Source organism: Duganella sp. CF402 (assembly GCF_900109645.1).
Lineage (GTDB): Bacteria > Pseudomonadota > Gammaproteobacteria > Burkholderiales > Burkholderiaceae_D > Rugamonas.
The window spans coordinates 3004798-3023356 of the sequence record NZ_FOBG01000001.1; the positions used below are offsets into that span (position 1 = coordinate 3004798).

Genomic DNA, 18559 nt, shown 5'->3' on the forward strand with positions numbered 1-18559 from the left:
TCCTTACAGCAGAATTTTACGCATGTCGCCGAGCACTTCGCTCAGGTACACGGAGAAGCGCGCGCCCATCGCGCCATCGATCACGCGGTGATCGTAGGACAGCGAGGTGCCCATCATCAGGCGTGGCTGGAACGCCTTGCCATCCCACACCGGCTTGGTCGATGCCTTGGACAGGCCCAGGATCGCCACTTCCGGCGCATTCACGATCGGCGTGAAGTGCGTACCGCCGATACCGCCCAGCGACGAGATGGTGAAGGTCGCGCCTTGCATGTCGGTCGGTTTCAGCTTGCCTTCGCGCGCTTGTGCCGACAGCTCGGTCATTTCCTTGGCGATCTGCGTGACCGATTTCTGGTCGGCGTTTTTGATCACCGGTACTACCAGGCCGTTCGGCGTGTCGGCAGCGAAGCCGATGTTGTAGTACTTCTTCAGGATCAGGTTCTCGCCCTTTTCGTCCAGCGACGAGTTAAAGGTCGGGAATTTCTTCAGCGCGGCGACCGATGCCTTGATCACGAATGCCAGCATGGTGAGCTTGGTGGCATCCTTGTTCTTGGCGGTAGCGGCGTTCGATTCAACGCGGAAGGCTTCCAGGTCGGTGATATCCGCGTCGTCGAACTGCGTGACGTGCGGGATCTGCACCCAGTTGCGGTGCAGGTTAGGACCGGAGATTTTCTTGATGCGCGACAGCGGCAGCAGTTCGGTTTCGCCGAATTTGCTGAAGTCCAGCGACGGCCAAGGCAGCACGCTGAAGTTGCCGCCACCACCAACCGAACCACCGGCAGCGCCCGAAGGTGCGGCTACGGTGCCGGCCATCACGCCCTTGACGAAGTTCTGCACGTCGAGCTGGGTGATGCGGCCTTTGGCACCGGAGCCTGGCACTTTGCCCAGGTCCACGCCCAGTTCGCGGGCGAACTTGCGGATCGATGGCGATGCGTGTGCCAGTTTGCCGGTCTGCACGGAGCCTTGCGAGGCTGGTGCGGCGGCAGCTGCTGCAGGCGCTGGTGCAGCAGCAGCAGCAGCAGCAGCAGCAGCGGCTGGTGCGGCTGCCGGGGCTGCGGCCGGTGCAGCGGCCGGTGCAGCGGCAGCAGGGGCTGGGCCACCAACTGCGTCTACCACGAACACGATCGAGCCCATAGCAACTTTGTCGCCGACCTTGACTTTCACTTCTTTGACCACGCCGGCGTGCGACGATGGAATCTCCATCGAAGCCTTGTCCGATTCAACGGTCAGCAGCGACTGGTCTACCTTGATGGTGTCGCCAACCTTGACCATGACTTCGATGACTTCTACTTCCTTGAAGTCGCCGATGTCCGGTACTTTGACGTCGACCGGGCCGGCGGCGACCGGCGCTGCGGCAGGAGCCGGCGCAGGTGCAGCGGCGGCAGCCGGTGCTGGCGCCGGAGCGGCAGCGGCCGCAGGGGCAGCAGCCGGAGCAGCGGCGGCGCCGTCAGCTTCCAGCAGCAGCACCAGCGAGCCCATAGCCACTTTCTCGCCGACCTTCACTTTGATTTCTTTCACCACACCGGCGGCCGACGATGGAATCTCCATCGAAGCCTTATCCGATTCAACGGTAATCAGCGACTGGTCTACTTTGATCGTGTCGCCGACTTTAATCATCACTTCGATGATCTCAACTTCCTTGAAATCACCGATATCCGGGACTTTAACTTCCACAATGCTCATAGCGTTTGCTCCGTTTCTTTTTCTCAGCGGATTATTGGGTCACCGGATTTGGTTTGTTCGGATCGAGGTTGTACTTGGCAATCGCTTGCTCAACCACTTTCACGTCAACCTTGCCCTCTTCAGCCAGCGATTTCAGCGCAGCGACCACGATGTAGTAGCGGTTCACTTCGAAGAATTCACGCAGCTTTGCGCGGCTGTCCGAACGGCCGAAACCATCGGTGCCCAGCACGCGGTAGGTGCGGTCCTTAGGAATGAAGGCGCGGATCTGTTCTGCAAACGCACGCATGTAGTCGGTGGTCGCCACGATTGGACCCGAGGTGTCCTTCAGCAGCTGCGTCACGTACGGCACGCGTTGCTCTTTGCTTGGGTTGACCAGGTTCCAACGCTCTGCGTCCTGACCGTCGCGAGCCACCAGGGTCAGCGAAGGAGCGGACCACACGTCAGCGGCGATGTTCCAGTCGTTCTTCAGCAGTTCAGCCGCGAAGATCGATTCACGCAGGATGGTGCCGGAGCCGATCAGCTGCACGCGCTGCTTGGCTTTCTTGTCGCCTTCCTGCAGCAGGTACATACCTTTCAGGATGCCCTCTTCCTGGCCTGGCTTGATGCCTGGGTGAGCGTAGTTCTCGTTCATGATGGTGATGTAGTAGAACACGTCTTCCTGTTCTTCCACCATGCGGCGCATACCGTCTTGAATGATCACTGCCAGCTCGTGACCGAAGGTCGGGTCGTACGGCATGCAGTTCGGCACAGCGGCGGCGAACAGGTGGCTATGACCGTCTTCGTGCTGCAGGCCTTCGCCGTTCAGCGTGGTACGGCCGGCGGTGCCGCCCATCAGGAAGCCGCGAGCGCGCATGTCGGCAGCAGCCCATACCAGGTCGCCGATACGCTGCATACCAAACATCGAGTAGTAGGTATAGAACGGGATCATCACGCGGTTGTTGGTCGAGTACGAGGTCGCAGCAGCGATCCACGAGCTCATACCACCGGCTTCATTGATACCCTCTTGCAGGATCTGGCCGGCTTTGTCTTCGCGGTAGTACATCACTTGGTCTTTATCGACCGGCTCGTACAACTGGCCTTGCTGGTTGAAGATACCCACCTGGCGGAACAGGCCTTCCATACCGAAGGTACGCGATTCATCGACCAGCACTGGAACGATACGCGGACCAACGCTCGAATCCTTCAGCAGCGTGGTCAGGATACGCACGTAAGCCTGGGTCGACGAAACTTCACGGCCTTCTGCGGTCGCATCCAGTACGTTCTGGAAGGCCGACAGCGGCGGTACGGTCAGTTTTTCGTCGGCTTGCTGGCGACGGGCCGGCAGGTAGCCGCCCAGCGCGGCGCGGCGCTCGTGCAGGTACTTGATCTCAGGCGCGTCGTCGGCTGGCTTGTAGAACGGGATATCGGCCAGCTTGTCGTCCGGGATAGGGATCGAGTAGCGGTCGCGCATTTCGCGCACGGCTTCGTCGGTCAGTTTCTTGGTGTTGTGCGCGGTGTTGCGTGCTTCGCCGTGCTTGCCCATGCCGAAGCCCTTGATGGTCTTCACCAGCAGGACGGTCGGTTGGCCTTTGTGTTCCTGCGCGACCTTGAACGCAGCGTAGATCTTGTGCGGATCGTGACCGCCACGGGTCAGGCGCCAGATGTCGTCGTCGGTCATGTTGGCAACCATCTCCAGCAGCTTAGGATGCTTGCCGAAGAAGTGCTTGCGCACGTAGGCGCCGTCTTTTGCTTTGTAGTTCTGGTATTCGCCGTCGACGGTTTCCATCATCACTTTGCGCAGGATGCCTTCTTTATCCTTCTGCAGCAGGGCGTCCCAACCTGGGCCCCAGATGACTTTCACCACGTTCCAGCCGGCGCCACGGAACTCGCCTTCCAGTTCTTGAATGATCTTGCCGTTGCCGCGCACCGGGCCGTCCAGGCGCTGCAGGTTGCAGTTGACCACGATGACCAGATTGTCGAGCTTTTCGCGTGCGGCCATGCCGATCGCGCCCAGCGATTCCGGCTCGTCCATCTCGCCGTCGCCGCAGAATGCCCAGACTTTACGGTCGGTGGTGTCGGCGATCGAGCGTGCGTGCAGGTACTTCAGGAAGCGCGCCTGATAGATCGCCATCAGTGGGCCCAGGCCCATCGACACGGTCGGGAATTGCCAGAAGTTCGGCATCAGTTTCGGGTGCGGGTACGACGACAGGCCTTTGCCGTCCACTTCGCGGCGGAAGTGCAGCAGCTGGTCTTCGGTCAGGCGGCCTTCCAGGAAGGCGCGGGCGTAGACGCCTGGCGACGAGTGGCCCTGGATGTACAGCAGGTCGCCGCCGTGGTTTTCGCTTGGGGCTTTCCAGAAGTGGTTGAAGCCGATGCCCAGCATGTTGGCCAGCGAGGCGAACGAGGACAGGTGGCCGCCGAGGTCGCCGTCGAAGCGGTTGGCCTTGACGACCATCGCCATCGCGTTCCAACGCATCCACGAGCGCAGTTTTTCTTCGTATTCCAGGTTGCCGGGGCAGTGTTGCTCCTTGTCGGCAGGGATGGTGTTGACGTATGCAGTATTGGCGGAGAACGGAATATCGGAACCGCTCTGGCGCGCCAGGTCAATCAGACGCTCCAACAGGTAGTGAGCACGGTCAGGGCCCTCTTGTTCCAGCACGGAGGCCAGGGAATCCAACCATTCTTTGGTTTCTTGCGAATCAGGGTCGGTGTAGGCCGTTACCTGGTCAAGTTGAGCTGACATGTATTAAGTCTCCTGAGTTGAGAGTTCGCTGATTATTTACTAATACTTCGATGACGTGTGGGGATTCTATCAGTGTATTTCGGCTTTTTCAAATTACGATAAGGCATTTTATATTGTGAAATTTCCCTATGAAAACCTTGTGCGGTGCAACATGCAACAAACGCCGAAAACGAGGCGGGATGCGCCCTGCGGCCTTATAATCCTGCTTTCCTCTACCAACCTGTGTAAATCATGTCTGCTCAACTGATCGATGGCGTTGCCCTCTCCAAAAAACTGCGTGCTGAAATTGCTGCACGTGCTGCCACCCTCACCGCCCAAGGCAAACAGCCGGGCCTGGCTGTGATTATTGTGGGCGACGATCCGGCCAGCCACGTGTACGTGCGCAACAAGGTCAAGGCTTGCGAGGACGCCGGCTTCTATTCGCTCAAGGATCAATACCCGGCCGACCTGACCGAAGCCGCGCTGCTGGCCCGCATCGCCGAGCTGAACAACGATCCGAAGATCCACGGCATCCTGGTCCAGATGCCGCTGCCTAAGCACATCGATTCGCACAAGGTGATCGAGGCGATTTCGGTCAAGAAGGACGTGGACGGCTATGCGGTGCTGAGCGCCGGCGAACTGATGAGCGGCCTGGACGGTTTCCGTCCTTGCACTCCGTATGGCTGCATGAAACTGATCGAAAGCACCGGCTACGACCTGCGCGGCAAGCATGCGGTGGTGATTGGCCGTTCCAACACCGTTGGCAAGCCGATGGCGCTGCTGCTCTTGCAAGCCAACGCCACCGTCACCATCTGCCATAGCGCGACCCCGGATATTGGCGTGTACACCCGCCAGGCTGACGTGGTCGTGGCTGCAACCGGCCGCCGCAACACCCTGACTGCTGATATGGTGAAACCAGGCGCGATCGTGATCGACGTCGGCATCAACCGTAACGAAGAGGGCAAGCTGTGCGGCGATGTAGACTTTGACGGCATCAAGGAAGTGGCATCGCACATCACGCCAGTACCAGGCGGCGTGGGCCCGATGACCATCACCATGCTGTTGATGAACACGGTGGAAGCAGCCGAGCGCACTTAACCGCACTCGCAACCGTCGCACCGGCGAAGGCCGGTGCCTAAGAACGCATGCTCAGCTTGGATCCCGGCCTTCGCCGGGACGACGCTGCAACGAGGAACGAATATGACTGATGCTACCAATCCCCTGCTCGACTTCAGCGGCCTGCCGCGTTTTGACGCCATCAAACCGGAGCACGTGACGCCGGCCATCGATGAACTGCTGGCCAGGAACCGCGCCGTGGTGGAACAGCTGCAAGCGCCATCCGACGCCGTGAGCTGGGGCAGCTTCGTGACGCCGCTGGAAAACGCCACCGAGCTGCTGGGCCGGGCCTGGGGCATCGTCAGTCATCTGAACAACGTGGTGGACACGCCGGAACTGCGCGCCGTCTACAACGAGAACCAGCCGAAGGTGACCGAGTTCTGGACCGAGCTGGGCCAGAACGAAGCGCTGTTCGCCAAATACAAGGCCCTGCGCGCCTCGGCCCAATTCGACACCCTGTCGCCGGCCCGCAAGCGCATCATCGAAAACGCCATCCGCGATTTCCGCATGGGCGGCGCCGAACTGCCGGAAGATAAGAAGGCCCGCTTCGCCGCCATCCAGGAAGAACACGCGATGACCTCCACGCGCTTCTCGGAAAACGTGCTGGACGCCACCAACGACTACAAGCTGCTGGTCACCGACGAAGCCGACCTCGCCGGCCTGCCGGACGATGTCAAAGCCGCCGCCCGCGCCGCCGCTGAAAAAGAAAACAAACAAGGCTGGGAATTCTCGCTGCACTTCCCTTCCTACTATCCGATCCTGCAATTCGCCGACAAGCGCGAACTGCGCGAAACCATTTACCGCGCCAACGCCACCAAGGCCTCCGAGCAAGGCGACGTCTTCAGCAAGAAGGACGAATGGGACAACACCCAGAACATCGTCACCCTGCTGAAACTGCGCGATGAAGAAGCCAAGCTGCTCGGTTATAACAACTTCGCCGAAGTGTCGCTGGTGCCGAAGATGGCCAAGTCGCCGGAAGAAGTCATCGCCTTCCTCGAAGACCTCGCCAAGCGCGCGCGTCCGTTCGCGGAAAAAGACCTGGCCGAGCTGCGCGCGTTCGCCAAGGACGAGCTGGGCATCGACGACCTGAAAGCGTGGGACATTCCCTACGCTTCCGAAAAACTGCAAGAGCGCCGCTACGCCTTCTCGGCACAGGAAGTGAAGCAGTACTTCCCTGAACACAAAGTGGTCGACGGCCTGTTCCGCCTGATCCAGAACCTGTTCAACGTCGAAATCAAACCCGACGACGCGCCGGTATGGCACAAGGACGTACGCTTCTTCCGCATCGAGCGCAACGGCAAGCTGATCGGCCAGTTCTACCTCGACCTGTACGCCCGCGCCGGCAAGTCCGGCGGCGCCTGGATGGACGACGCACGCGGCCGCCGCGCCGACGTGACCAACGTGCAAACGCCAGTCGCCTACCTGACCTGCAACTTCACCGAGCCAGCCGTGGTGGATGGCGTGGCCAAGCCATCGCTGTTCACTCACGATGAGGTGACCACGCTGTTCCACGAATTCGGCCACGGCCTGCACCACATGCTGACGCAGGTGGATGAGCTGGGCGTGTCCGGCATCTCCGGCGTGGAATGGGATGCCGTCGAACTGCCATCGCAGTTCATGGAAAATTTCTGCTGGGAATGGGAAGTGCTGGAACACATGACCGCGCACGCCGTCACCGGCGAACCGCTGCCGCGCGCGCTGTACGACAAGATGCTGGCCGCGAAGAACTACCAGTCCGGCCTGCAGACCCTGCGCCAGGTCGAGTTCTCGCTGCTCGACATGCATCTGCACTACGACTACGACGCCAACGGCGGCAAGACTGTGCAGCAGCTGATCGATGAAGTGCGCAGCAAGTTCTCGCTGGTGATTCCGCCATCGTTCAACCGCTTCCAGAATTCCTTCGGCCATATCTTCGCCGGCGGGTACGCGGCCGGCTACTACAGCTACAAGTGGGCCGAAGTCTTGTCGGCCGACGCCTACGCCGCCTTCGAAGAAGCGCAGAAGCTGGGCCCGGCCGCCGTGTCGGAAACCGGCAAACGCTACCTCGCGGAAATCCTGTCGGTCGGCGGTTCGCGTCCGGCGCTGGAATCGTTCACCGCTTTCCGCGGCCGCGAGCCGAGCATCGATGCACTGTTACGCCACAGCGGCATGGCCGCGTAACGATTAACAATCTCCCCTCCACCCAAGCCGCACGGTAGCAAACTCGGTGCCAGCGGCTTGCGGCGTTTTCGCATACACTGGATTCACCATGACACGCATCGACTTCCACACCAATGTACCGGACAAAGTAGCCTACGCCTGCCGCCTCGTGCGCAAGGCCTGGGCCGCCAACAACCGCGTGGTGCTGATGGCGGAAGATAGCGCGCAACTGGCAGAACTTAACGCGGCGATGTGGGATTTTTCCGCCACCGACTACCTGCCGCACGTGCTGGTCACGGATGAGCTGGCGGCGCAGACGCCGATCCTGTTGACGGACTCGGATGAGGCGGAATTACCACACACGCACAAAGAATTATTGGTCAATTTGTCGCGCCGCGCGCCATCGCAGATGACACAGTTTGCGCGCATGATCGAAGTGATTTCCTCCCAAGAGGATGATGCGGCCGCCGGCCGCAAGCGTTATGTCGCATACAAGCAGCAAGACTATCCACTTACCCACTTTGTCGCAGGAAAATCATGAGCCAAGCATCGTTTGACGCAAGTATCCCTGTACTGACGGAAGTATTGAAAGCGGAACCGCTGGGCGAGGAGGGCGCCGCACCACCACCAGCCTCCGTCGCCGAACAACTGGAAGCCGCCGCCATCGACGGCTGGACCGAAGCCGAATGGGCGATGATGGAACACCGCCTGGCATCGCGCATCATGCACCAGCTGCAATCGCGGGTGGATTTCGTGCTGGAGCAGCGCATCAAGGACAGCATGGCGGAAGTGCTGAGCCATGCCTTGCATGACCTCACCAACGAAATCCGCATCGGCCTGCACGATACGATAGAGAAAATCGTCTCGCGCGCTGTCTCGCAAGAAATCACCCACCTGCAAGCGCAGAAAAAGTAAGTCCTCCGCCCCGATCCGTGCCCATGCTGGTGCACGGATCGCACCACCCTGAAGCAGGTTTGCCTCAAATCAGGGAAACGCTCCAAAAAAGTACAAAACCTCCGGTTTGCCGCTTTGCGCCGCCAAAAATTTGTTGTACCTTGGTGCCTTGCATACAACTTTGGAGATTGTCACATGCAGTTCAAATTCATTCCCCTCGCCATCGCCCTGGCCTTTGCCGGCAGCGCTGTTGCGCAAGAAGTGATCAAGATCGGTCACGTCGGTCCAGTCTCCGGTCCTTCGGCACACCTCGGCAAGGACAATGAAAATGGCGCCAAAATGGCGATCGAAGAATTGAATGCCAAAGGCATCAAGATCGACGGCAAGCCAGTCAAGTTCGTGCTGCAGCTGGAAGACGACGGCAGCGATCCGAAGCAAGGCACGGCCGTCGCGCAGAAGCTGGTCGACGCCAAAGTGAACGGCGTGATCGGCCACCTGAACTCCGGCACCTCCATCCCCGCCTCCAAGATTTACCACGACGCCGGCATCCCGCAAATCTCGCCGGCCACCACCCAGACCAAGTACACCCAGCAAGGCTTCAAGTCGGTATTCCGCGTGGTTGCCAACGACGCCAAGCTGGGCGGCTCGCTCGGCAACTACGCCATCACCAAGCTGGGCGCGAAGAAGATCGCCGTGATCGACGACCGCACCGCCTACGGCCAGGGCGTGGCCGATGAATTCGTCAAGGCCGCGAAGAAGGCCGCACCGAACGCCGAGTTCACCAAGGAATTCACCACCGACAAGGCCACCGACTTCAACGCCATCCTGACCAAGATCAAAGCCAAGAACCCGGACCTGGTGTTCTTCGGCGGCATGGACTCGGTGGGCGGCCCGCTGCTGCGCCAGATGAAGGCGCTGGGCATCAACGCCAAGTACATGGGCGGTGACGGCATCTGCACCGAATCGCTGCCGAAACTGGCCGGTACGGCCGCCGCCAATGGCGTGGTCACCTGCGCTGAAGCGGGCGGCGTCACTGCCGAGCAGCAAAAGGGCATGGATGATTTCGTGGCGCGCTACAAGAAGAAGTACAACGCCGACGTGCAGATCTACTCGCCGTATGTGTACGACGCCGTCATGACGATGGCAGCCGCCATGCAGCAGGCCAATTCGGCACAGCCGGCCAAGTACCTGCCGGTGCTGCAGAAGATCAAGTACCAGGGCGTGACCGGCCTGATTACCTTCGACGACAAGGGCGACATCAAGGATGGCGCGCTGACCTTGTTCACTTACACGGACGGTAAGAAAACCAAGATCGAAGTAATTCACTGATCCATAAAATTAAAAAGCGCCCTAGGGCGCTTTTTTCATTTCTGGCTCAGGACCCATTTCACCAGGGTCTTGGCTTCCGCTTCATTGACTTGCGGATTGGCTGGCATCGGGATCGCGCCCCAGGTGCCGGAGCCGCCTTTGATCACTTTGGCAGCCAGCTTGGCTTCCGCATCTTTCTGGCCGGCGTATTTGGCGGCAACGTCCTTGTAGGCAGGACCAACCAGCTTGGTGGCAACCGCGTGGCAAGCCATGCAATTCTTGGCCTTGGCCAGATCCAGGCCCGCGTCAGCCATAGCGGCCTGCGAAGCGAACGTCGATGCCAGTACTACCCCAATCATCATCAAATGTTTTTTCATAGTGCTCTCCTGAGTAAGTGCTGCTAAACATTCTACCGCGTTTTGCTTGATTACTTGTAAGATGGAGGCTAAGGAGGAAATCATGCCACTGATCCTATTGATCGTCGCTCTGGTTGCGTTGCGCTACTTTGAAGTGTGGAAGTTTGCCGAATTATCCTGGTGGGCGATTGGCGCCCTGATGGTGGTGGCATTCCTGTGGTTTGAATTCCTGGAGCCGATGCTCGGCTTCGACAAGCGCAAAGCCCACAACGAAGACGAAAAGCGCCGCAAAGCCCGCGTCAGCAAAACCTTCGACAAGAAATGATGTCGTTCCGGCGCAGGCCGGAACCCAATTGGGTCCCGGCCTGCGCCGGGACGACGTAGTTACTTCCGCAGCTGCGACAGGTCGCGCACCGCGCCACGGTCGGCGGAGGTGGTCAGCGCGGCGTAGGCTTGCAGCGCTTGCGAGACGTAGCGCTCGCGGTTCACCGGCTGCCATGCATCGGCGCCCTTGGCTTCCATCGCCACACGACGCGCCGCCAGCGTCTCATCGCCGATACGCAGATTGATGGTGCGGTTCGGAATATCGATATCAATCATATCGCCCTCTTCCACCAGACCAATCGCGCCGCCCTCCGCCGCTTCCGGCGAAGCGTGACCAATCACCAGGCCCGACGAGCCACCCGAGAAACGGCCATCGGTGAACAGCGCGCACGCCTTGCCCAGGCCCTTGGACTTGATGTACGAAGTCGGATACAGCATCTCCTGCATGCCAGGACCGCCCTTCGGACCTTCGTAGCGGATGATGACCACATCGCCTTCATGCACGGTGTCGCCAAGGATGGCTTCCACCGCCGCGTCCTGCGATTCAAACACGCGCGCCTTGCCGCTGAACTTCAGGATGCTCTCATCCACGCCTGCGGTTTTAACGATGCAGCCCTTCTCCGCCAGATTGCCGTACAAGACCGCGAGGCCGCCGTCCTTCGAATACGCGTGCTCCAGGTCGCGGATGCAACCGGTGCTGCGGTCCAGGTCCAGCGATTCATAGCGCTCCGATTGCGAGAACGCCACCTGCGTCGGCACACCGCCCGGCGCGGCGCGGAACAGCTGGTGCACTGCAGGATCGTCGCTGCGCTTGATATCGTTGCGTTCAATCGCCTCGCCCATCGTCGGCGCGTGAATGGTTGGACGCGACGTATCCAGCAAACCGGCGCGCGCCAGTTCGCCAAGAATCGAAATGATGCCGCCAGCGCGGTGCACGTCTTCGATGTGGAACTTGTCCGTCATCGGCGCGACCTTGCACAGGCATGGCACTTTGCGCGAGATGCGGTCGATGTCGGCCATCGTGAAGTCCACGCCCGCTTCGTGCGCTGCGGCCAGCAAGTGCAGCACGGTGTTGGTCGACCCCCCCATCGACACATCCAGCGCCATCGCGTTTTCCCAGGTCGCCTTGGTGGCGATGGAGCGCGGCAGGATGCTGTAGTCGTCCTGCTCGTAGTGGCGCTTGGCCAGTTCCACGATCAGGCGGCCGGCGCGCAGGAACAGCTGTTCGCGGTCCGAGTGCGTCGCGACGATGGTGCCATTACCCGGCAGCGACAGGCCCAGTGCTTCGGTCAGGCAGTTCATCGAGTTGGCGGTGAACATGCCGGAGCACGAACCGCAGGTCGGGCAGGCGGAACGCTCGATCTCGGCCACGTCGGCATCGCTGACGGTGGCGTCGCCGGCCTTGATCATGGCGTCCACCAGATCCAGCTTGATGATCTTCTGGCCGCCATTGACGACCTTGACTACCTTGCCCGCTTCCATCGGACCGCCCGATACGAACACCACCGGGATGTTCAAACGCATGGCAGCCATCAGCATGCCCGGCGTGATCTTGTCGCAGTTGGAGATGCAGACCATCGCATCGGCGCAGTGGGCGTTGACCATGTACTCGACCGAGTCGGCGATCAGGTCGCGCGACGGCAGCGAATACAGCATGCCGCCGTGGCCCATCGCGATACCGTCGTCGACGGCGATGGTATTGAATTCTTTCGCCACGCCGCCCGCTTTTTCAATCTCGCGCGCTACCAGCTGGCCCAGATCCTTCAGGTGCACGTGGCCCGGCACGAACTGGGTGAAGGAGTTGACCACGGCCACGATCGGTTTATCGAAGTCGCCATCTTTCATGCCGGTGGCGCGCCAGAGCGCGCGTGCGCCGGCCATGTTGCGGCCATGAGTGGTGGTACGGGAACGGTATTGCGGCATGATGATTCTCCAATGGTAAGGCTAGCCTAAGAGTGTGCGACTACCCTGCCACCATGTCAAATATCCGATTTCCGCACCTGTGATTCGTATAAAATATCACAGATAACAAATTGCATAGTTAACCATATGGAACTGCGCCAGCTCCGCTACTTCACCACCGTGGCCGAAGAACTCCACTTCGGCAAGGCCGCGCTGCGCCTGCACATGACGCAGCCGCCGCTGTCGCAGACCATCCAGGCGCTGGAGGAAGAACTGGGCGCCGCGCTGTTCGAGCGCAACCGGCGCGGCGTGGCGCTGACGCCGGCCGGCCTGGCGCTGCTGCCGGAAGCGCGCCGCATGCTGGCGCAGGCGCAGGAACTGCCGCAACTGGTGCAGCGCGCCGCCGCCGGCGAGGTAGGCCGCCTGACGCTGGCCTTCGTCTCCTCGGCCGATTACAGCGTGCTGCCGCCGTTTTTGCGCGCCTACCGCGCCGCCTACCCGCAAGTGCAGATCACGCTGCAGGAAGCCACCTCCGACCTGCAACTGGACGACCTGCTGCACAACCGCATCGACGCCGGCCTGCTGATCCCGCCGCTGCCCGACAAGGCGAAGCAGGAACTGGACTACCTGCCGGTGCTGAACGAGCCGCTGGTGCTGGCCCTGCCCGCCGGCCTGCCGGCGCTGAAGAAGAAAGGCAAGCTGAAACTCTCAGCGCTGCCGCAGCTCCCGCTCATCATCTTCCCGCGCGCGATTGCGCCGGCGCTGCACGACGCCATTCTGTCGGTATTCCGCGAAGCCGGCATCACGCCGCAGATCGGGCAGGAAGCGATCCAGATGCAAACCATCGTCAGCCTGGTGTCGGCCGGCATCGGCATGGCGCTGGTGCCGCAGTCGGTCTCCAACCTGATGCGGACCGGGGTAGAATACCGGGCGCTGGCCGACGCCACGCCGCTGGTCGAAACCGGCCTCGCATGGCGGCGCGATAATGCCTCGCCGGTACTGCACGGCTTTTTGGAACTACTGAGAAAGAACACCCTATGCTGATACACCCGATGCCCGACCCCATCGCCCTGCAACTGGGGCCAGTCGCCATCCACTGGTATGGCCTGATGTACGTGCTGGCCTTTGCGCTGTTCATCGCGCTGGGCCGGGTGCGCATCAAGCAGCCGCACATCGCCGCGCAGCAGTGGAAGAAGGAAGACCTGGACGACATGCTGTTCTACGGCATGATGGGCGTGATTATCGGCGGCCGCCTGGGTGAAGTGCTGTTCTACGAACCGCTCAAATACTTCTCCGATCCGATTGAAATCTTCAAGGTCTGGCACGGCGGCATGTCCTTCCACGGCGGCTTCATCGGCGTGCTGGTGGCGATGTCGATCTGGGCGCGCAAGGCCGGCCGCAACCTGCTGGATGTGTACGACTTCATCGCGCCGCTGGTGCCGCTCGGTTATGCGGCGGGCCGTCTCGGCAACTTCATCAACGCCGAACTGCCAGGCCGCGTGGTGAGCGATCAATCGCTGCCGTGGGCCATGCTGTGGCCGGACATCCGCTACCCGCTGCATCCGGATCCGGTGTTCCTGCAAGGCCTGCGCCATCCATCGCCGCTGTACCAGCTGCTGATTGATGGCCTGATCGTGTTCGTGATTTTGTGGCTGTATGCCCGCAAGGAGCGTCCACGGTTGGCGGTCGGCGCGTTCTATACCCTGCTGTATGGCTGCGCGCGATTCTTCACCGAGTATTTCCGCACGCCGGACTGGGAGCGCGTCATTGCCGGCGTACCGATCACCTCCGGCCAGGCGCTGTCGCTGCCGATGATTATCGGCGCGATCATCATGCTGGTGTGGGCTTACAAAGTACGCCAGCGCGGCGCACCACCAGTCATTTCAAAAGCTTGACGATGGCTTTCCATTGCGCCGGTGTGACCGGCGTGATGGACAGGCGGCTGCCCTTCTGCAGCACTACCATGTCTTCCAGCGCGGGGATCGTCCGCATCTCCGCCAGTGACAACAGGCGCGTTTTCTGCGTGCCCTGCACATCAATCGAAATCCAGCGCGGCTGCTCCTGCGTGGCCTTGGCGTCGTAATATTTGCTCTTGCTATCGAACTGCGAGGCGTCCGGATAAGGAGTGCTCACTATCTGCGCCAGCCCTGCAATGCCGGGCTCCGGGCAGCTGGAGTGATAGAACAGCACACCATCACCGACCTGCATCTGGTCGCGCATGAAATTGCGCGCCTGGTAGTTGCGCACGCCGAACCACGCGGTGGTCTGCTGCGGCGACGCCATCACGTCATCAATACTCACTTCATCCGGTTCGGATTTCATCAGCCAATATTGCATGCATATCTCCAGACGAAAAAAAAGCGGCTGCGCATTCACATGCTAACAACCGCTTCTTTTGATATAAGGCCCCGCCTGTGCCGTCTTGCCGGCATCCCGAACCTAAAAGGCTCAGGTGGTCACGGTTAGTTCAATTTCGGGTTCATCGGACTAGCGACGCTCTCGCCCACCGAACAAATTTCCACGACCGGTGCAAACAAATGGTTCAAGGAATATATGACAAGTCTCGAACACCGCAGGGTGAAACAGAGTTTACTCTTTTGTGCGCTGCAAAGGAAGGCCGATTTACAAATTAAAACAGCGCTTCCTGCGGCGTCAGGGCGGCGTCCAGCACTTTGTGCATGGCAGCCATCTTGGTCTGCACTTCCAGCATCGACATGTCAGACAACGGTCCCTGTGGTGCTTTCACCGACAGGAATTCGCCGGCCATGCTCAGTGCCGCCATCACGGCGATACGGTCGGTGCCCTTGACTTTACCGGCGTCGCGGATCGCGCACATCTTGCGGTCCACAAAGGCGACCGCCTTGCGCAGCGCCGCCTCCTCATCCTCTTTGCAAGCCAGCTTGTACGGCTGGCCCATGATGGTGACATCCAGCTGAATCATTGCGCATCCTCGTTTTCTGGAAGCTTGTCATCGGTATCGGCGCTGTCGAGGCCGGGGATCGATCCCAGCAAAGCTTCGAGGCGGCCGGAGGCTTCACCCAGCCGGCGCTGATAGCCCATGTTCTCCACCACGAGAGCGGCATTGGCCTGGCGCAGTTGCGCATTTTCCCGGCGCAGCGCGGCGGTCATTTCAGCCAGCTGGTCGATTTTATCGGAGAGGTCTTGGAATTCGGAAATCATCCCGCCACTATAGGGAGCGGGCGGGATGCCGTCAACCGAATCGCGTGTTTGCAACCAACAAGCACGCGATTTATTTACTGCTTACCAACAATCCCGCCTCAATCGTGACGTGGCCTTCAATACCGCTGCCCTGGCCCGGTTCGGCCTCGATCAGCACATTGAGCTCGCGCTTGCCGGCGCCGGCTGGCAGCGTCACGTCCAGCGCTTCGCTGGCGTAACTATCCTTCTTGCCGATCAACTGGCCGTTGAGCCAGACCTCCGCCTTGCCCTTGATGGCAGCGAAGCGGATCCGGCCGGTGCCGTCGGCCAGGTTCTTGCGCGGCGTGAAGCTGGCGCGATACAGGTGGTACTTGCTGCCCGCTGCGGCGCGCATCGGCGGCGAGCCCCAGCCCCAGGTGTTCATGTCGAAGCTGGCCAGTTTCTGGTTCGGATCGGGACGCGCGTCGCCGTCCGGCGCGATGCGCCAGCTGCGCACGAAGGTGAGCGGCGCATCGGCCGGCTCGACGAACGGGATGGCGGCAACCTGCTTCACCGGGATCGTCACGCTGGCGGCTTGCAAGCCGGCGGCAGTGGCGTTGATGGTGACGGCGTCCTTGCTGCCGTAGTTGGTCTGCACGATCAGCTGCGCCAGGCCGTTGAACAGGCGGCGGGTGGCGCCCTTCTCGTCCTCGTGCGAATTCGGATCGCCGTTGCCGTGGCCGATGGAGCGGCCGCCGCCGCTGACGGCGAAGGTCACTTCATTGTCCGCCAGCGGCACCGCGCGACCTTGCGCATCCAGCGCGCGCACGGTGATCGGCATGGCGTCGTAGCCGTCGCCCGCCAGTTGCGCGCGGTCCGGCACCAGTTCCAGCCTGACCGGCGCGCCGGTAGTTTCCACCGCCGTGCGGACCACTTCCTTGCCGCCCTTGTAACCAATGGCTTCCAGCTTGCCCGGCTCGAAGGCGACGTTGAAGTTATTCATGCGGTACGGATCAACCTTCTGCTCGCCCAGTTCGCGGCCGTTCAGCAGCAGCTTGATGCGCTCGACGTTGGCCATCACCATTACGCGCACGTTCTCGCCCTGCTTCCAGTTCCAGTGCGGCGCAATGTGGATCAGCGGCTTATCCTTGATCCACTGCACCTGGTGGATGTAGTACGCGGTCTTGGCAAAACCGTTCAGGTCCATGATGCCGAATACCGAGCTGACCGACGGCCATTCATTTGGCGTTGGTTCGCCGCGATAATCGAAACCGGTCCACACGAAACCGCCCGCCACGAATGGACGCGTGTCGATGGCTTGCCATGCGTCGCGGTGGGTGTTGCCCCACTGCGCCGCATCGTCGTCATAGCTGGCGATGAGGTTTTTCGACGGCACCGTCTTGTACTCGCCGCGCGTCATGAAGGCGGAGGTATCTTCGGAGCTGGTGAACGGTTTGTTCGGATACGCCTTGTGGTACTTGTCGTAGTCCGGCACCTGATAGTTGGCGCCCACCACGTCCACCGCGTGCGAGACATTCAGCTCGGTGAGGAAGCCGCCGTTCATGGCGGCGGTGACCGGGCGTGTATCGTCCAGCGCCTTCACGGCAGCCGACATGCGGCGCACCATTTCGTAACCGACTTCGGTCGCCTGCACCGGCTCTTCGTTAAATACGGACCACAGCACTACACCCGGATGATGGCGGTCGCGCTTGACCATCCACTCCAGCTGCTTCATGTAGTCCGGCGATGGATTGAAGTTGCGATTCTCGTCCATGACGACGAAACCCATGCGGTCCACCATGTCCAGCACCTCGGCCGCCGGGGCGTTGTGCGAGAAGCGAATCGCATTCACGCCCAGCTCCTTCAGGCGGCGCAGGCGGTACTCCCACACCGAATCCGGCACCGCGACGCCGACACCGGCGTGGTCCTGGTGGATGCACACGCCTTGCAGCTTGACGTGCACACCGTTCAGGAAGAAGCCTTGCGCCGCATCGAAGCGGATGGTGCGGAAGCCGGTGTGCAGCGTGGTTTCATCCACCGCCTTGCCGGCCTGCAGGACGCGCGTGGTCACGCGATACAGATTGGTTTTCTCGATCGACCACAGGGCCGGATCGTTGATCGTTACCGGCAGCTGCACCACGCTGTTGGCCAGCACGCCCACGCGCGCCGGCGCGCTGCGTTGCGCCACCTGCTTGCCGGACGGGTCGTACACCGTCACTTCGACGATTGCATCGCCGGTGGTCTTGCCGCTGTTGTTCAGCGTGACCGCGACCGGAATGCTCCACTGTTTATCTTTGACGGGGCGCGGCGTGGCGTGCACGCCGTCCGTCACCACGTGCAGCGGGCTGCGTTTCACCAGCCAGCTATGGCGGTACATGCCCGCGCCTTCATACCACCAGCCCTCCATCGCTTCCGCATCGACACGGATGGCGATGGTGTTCATCGCATCGCCGTAGCGCAGGTAAGGCGTGATGTCGATGTAGCTGGCGTTGTAGCCGGACCAGTTGCGGCTGACCACATTACCGTTCACCCACACCGTGGCGTGGGTGGCGATGGCGTCGAACTGCAATTCGAAATGCTTGCCGCGATCGGCCGCATCCACTTTCAGGTAGCGGCGATACCAGCCGATGCCGCGCGGACGATAGCCCTGCGCCACATTGGCTTTCGGATCGAACGGGCCTTCCACCGCCCAGTCGTGCGGCAAGTCGAGACGGCGCCAGTCCGAGTCGTCATATTCATTGCCGGCCGCGCCGCCGGCGCTGCCGGCCTTGGCATTGCCGTAGGATTCTTCATGTCCAACGATGGGCGGCTGGACGATATCGCCCTGGTGGAACAACCAGCCACGGTCGAGCGACAGGCGCTCGCGCGGGGCCGCACCTGCAGTCACGCAGGCCAGCATCAGCAGGACAGTAGCTATCAGTCTTGTTTTCAAAATCGGGCTCCAGATAAAAAAAGCGGAGTAGCGCCATCACGCACCACTCCGCAAAACCACGATAAAAAA

16 protein-coding genes and 1 other RNA gene are annotated in these 18559 nt (G+C 61.0%); 8 read left to right on the plus strand and 9 right to left on the minus strand.

What is annotated here, in order from left to right:
* Window positions 1-3: 3 nt before the first annotated feature.
* Together aceF and aceE are read right to left on the minus strand one after the other, a co-directional pair.
* On the minus strand, window positions 4-1680 hold the full coding sequence (aceF, locus tag BMZ70_RS13505) for a dihydrolipoyllysine-residue acetyltransferase (RefSeq protein ID WP_092274947.1): 1677 nt from the start codon (window positions 1678-1680) through the stop codon (window positions 4-6).
* A gap of 31 nt (window positions 1681-1711) precedes the next feature.
* Complete coding sequence (gene aceE / locus BMZ70_RS13510; RefSeq protein WP_092274950.1) at window positions 1712-4402, minus strand: pyruvate dehydrogenase (acetyl-transferring), homodimeric type; 2691 nt, start codon at window positions 4400-4402, stop codon at window positions 1712-1714.
* Between the two features lie 231 nt (window positions 4403-4633).
* Between aceE and folD the strand changes: the two genes are divergently transcribed.
* From folD to BMZ70_RS13535, 5 genes are all read left to right on the plus strand, one after another.
* On the plus strand, window positions 4634-5479 hold the full coding sequence (gene folD, locus BMZ70_RS13515; RefSeq protein WP_092274953.1) for a bifunctional methylenetetrahydrofolate dehydrogenase/methenyltetrahydrofolate cyclohydrolase FolD: 846 nt from the start codon (window positions 4634-4636) through the stop codon (window positions 5477-5479).
* A gap of 102 nt (window positions 5480-5581) precedes the next feature.
* The gene (locus BMZ70_RS13520) at window positions 5582-7657 is read left to right on the plus strand and encodes a M3 family metallopeptidase (protein WP_092274956.1); all 2076 of its coding nucleotides are present in this window, start codon (window positions 5582-5584) and stop codon (window positions 7655-7657) included.
* An 88-nt stretch (window positions 7658-7745) separates the two neighbouring features.
* Window positions 7746-8177, plus strand: coding sequence for a DNA polymerase III subunit chi (locus tag BMZ70_RS13525; protein ID WP_092274959.1), 432 nt, complete (start codon window positions 7746-7748; stop codon window positions 8175-8177).
* The gene (locus tag BMZ70_RS13530) at window positions 8174-8551 is read left to right on the plus strand and encodes a hypothetical protein (protein ID WP_092274962.1); all 378 of its coding nucleotides are present in this window, start codon (window positions 8174-8176) and stop codon (window positions 8549-8551) included. Before BMZ70_RS13525 ends, BMZ70_RS13530 begins: the two co-directional genes overlap by 4 nt.
* A 174-nt stretch (window positions 8552-8725) precedes the next feature.
* Entirely contained in the window at window positions 8726-9859 is a 1134-nt protein-coding gene (locus BMZ70_RS13535) for a branched-chain amino acid ABC transporter substrate-binding protein (protein WP_092274965.1), read from the plus strand.
* A 35-nt stretch (window positions 9860-9894) separates the two neighbouring features.
* Here BMZ70_RS13535 and BMZ70_RS13540 read toward each other — a convergent pair whose 3' ends face one another.
* Window positions 9895-10215, minus strand: coding sequence for a c-type cytochrome (locus tag BMZ70_RS13540; RefSeq protein WP_092274968.1), 321 nt, complete (start codon window positions 10213-10215; stop codon window positions 9895-9897).
* Window positions 10216-10297: 82 nt separating this feature from the next.
* Here BMZ70_RS13540 and BMZ70_RS13545 point away from each other — a divergent pair, with 82 nt between their 5' ends.
* Complete coding sequence (locus BMZ70_RS13545) at window positions 10298-10519, plus strand: TIGR04438 family Trp-rich protein (RefSeq protein WP_092274971.1); 222 nt, start codon at window positions 10298-10300, stop codon at window positions 10517-10519.
* 59 nt (window positions 10520-10578) lie between these two features.
* On the opposite strand, the gene ilvD is transcribed toward BMZ70_RS13545, so the two are convergent.
* Window positions 10579-12441, minus strand: coding sequence for a dihydroxy-acid dehydratase (ilvD, locus tag BMZ70_RS13550; protein ID WP_092274974.1), 1863 nt, complete (start codon window positions 12439-12441; stop codon window positions 10579-10581).
* Between the two features lie 126 nt (window positions 12442-12567).
* Between ilvD and BMZ70_RS13555 the strand changes: the two genes are divergently transcribed.
* Both BMZ70_RS13555 and lgt read left to right on the plus strand, forming a co-directional pair.
* Window positions 12568-13464, plus strand: a complete 897-nt coding sequence (locus BMZ70_RS13555) for a LysR family transcriptional regulator (protein WP_092274977.1) — start codon at window positions 12568-12570, stop codon at window positions 13462-13464.
* A complete protein-coding gene (gene lgt, locus BMZ70_RS13560) occupies window positions 13458-14315 on the plus strand; it encodes a prolipoprotein diacylglyceryl transferase (protein ID WP_092274980.1) in 858 nt (285 codons plus the stop codon). The genes BMZ70_RS13555 and lgt overlap by 7 nt, the downstream gene beginning before the upstream one ends.
* Here lgt and BMZ70_RS13565 read toward each other — a convergent pair.
* From BMZ70_RS13565 to galA, 5 genes are all read right to left on the minus strand, one after another.
* Window positions 14299-14757, minus strand: a complete 459-nt coding sequence (locus BMZ70_RS13565) for an EVE domain-containing protein (protein ID WP_092274982.1) — start codon at window positions 14755-14757, stop codon at window positions 14299-14301. The two genes, lgt and BMZ70_RS13565, sit on opposite strands and share 17 nt — an antisense overlap.
* 64 nt (window positions 14758-14821) lie before the next feature.
* Window positions 14822-15002, minus strand: a non-coding RNA gene (ssrS, locus tag BMZ70_RS13570) — 6S RNA.
* A 47-nt stretch (window positions 15003-15049) separates the two neighbouring features.
* A complete protein-coding gene (locus BMZ70_RS13575; RefSeq protein ID WP_092274985.1) occupies window positions 15050-15361 on the minus strand; it encodes a cell division protein ZapA in 312 nt (103 codons plus the stop codon).
* The gene (locus tag BMZ70_RS13580) at window positions 15358-15600 is read right to left on the minus strand and encodes a hypothetical protein (protein ID WP_092274988.1); all 243 of its coding nucleotides are present in this window, start codon (window positions 15598-15600) and stop codon (window positions 15358-15360) included. Before BMZ70_RS13580 ends, BMZ70_RS13575 begins: the two co-directional genes overlap by 4 nt.
* A gap of 70 nt (window positions 15601-15670) precedes the next feature.
* A complete protein-coding gene (gene galA, locus BMZ70_RS13585) occupies window positions 15671-18490 on the minus strand; it encodes a beta-galactosidase GalA (protein ID WP_229205396.1) in 2820 nt (939 codons plus the stop codon).
* Between the last annotated feature and the right edge of the window lie 69 nt (window positions 18491-18559).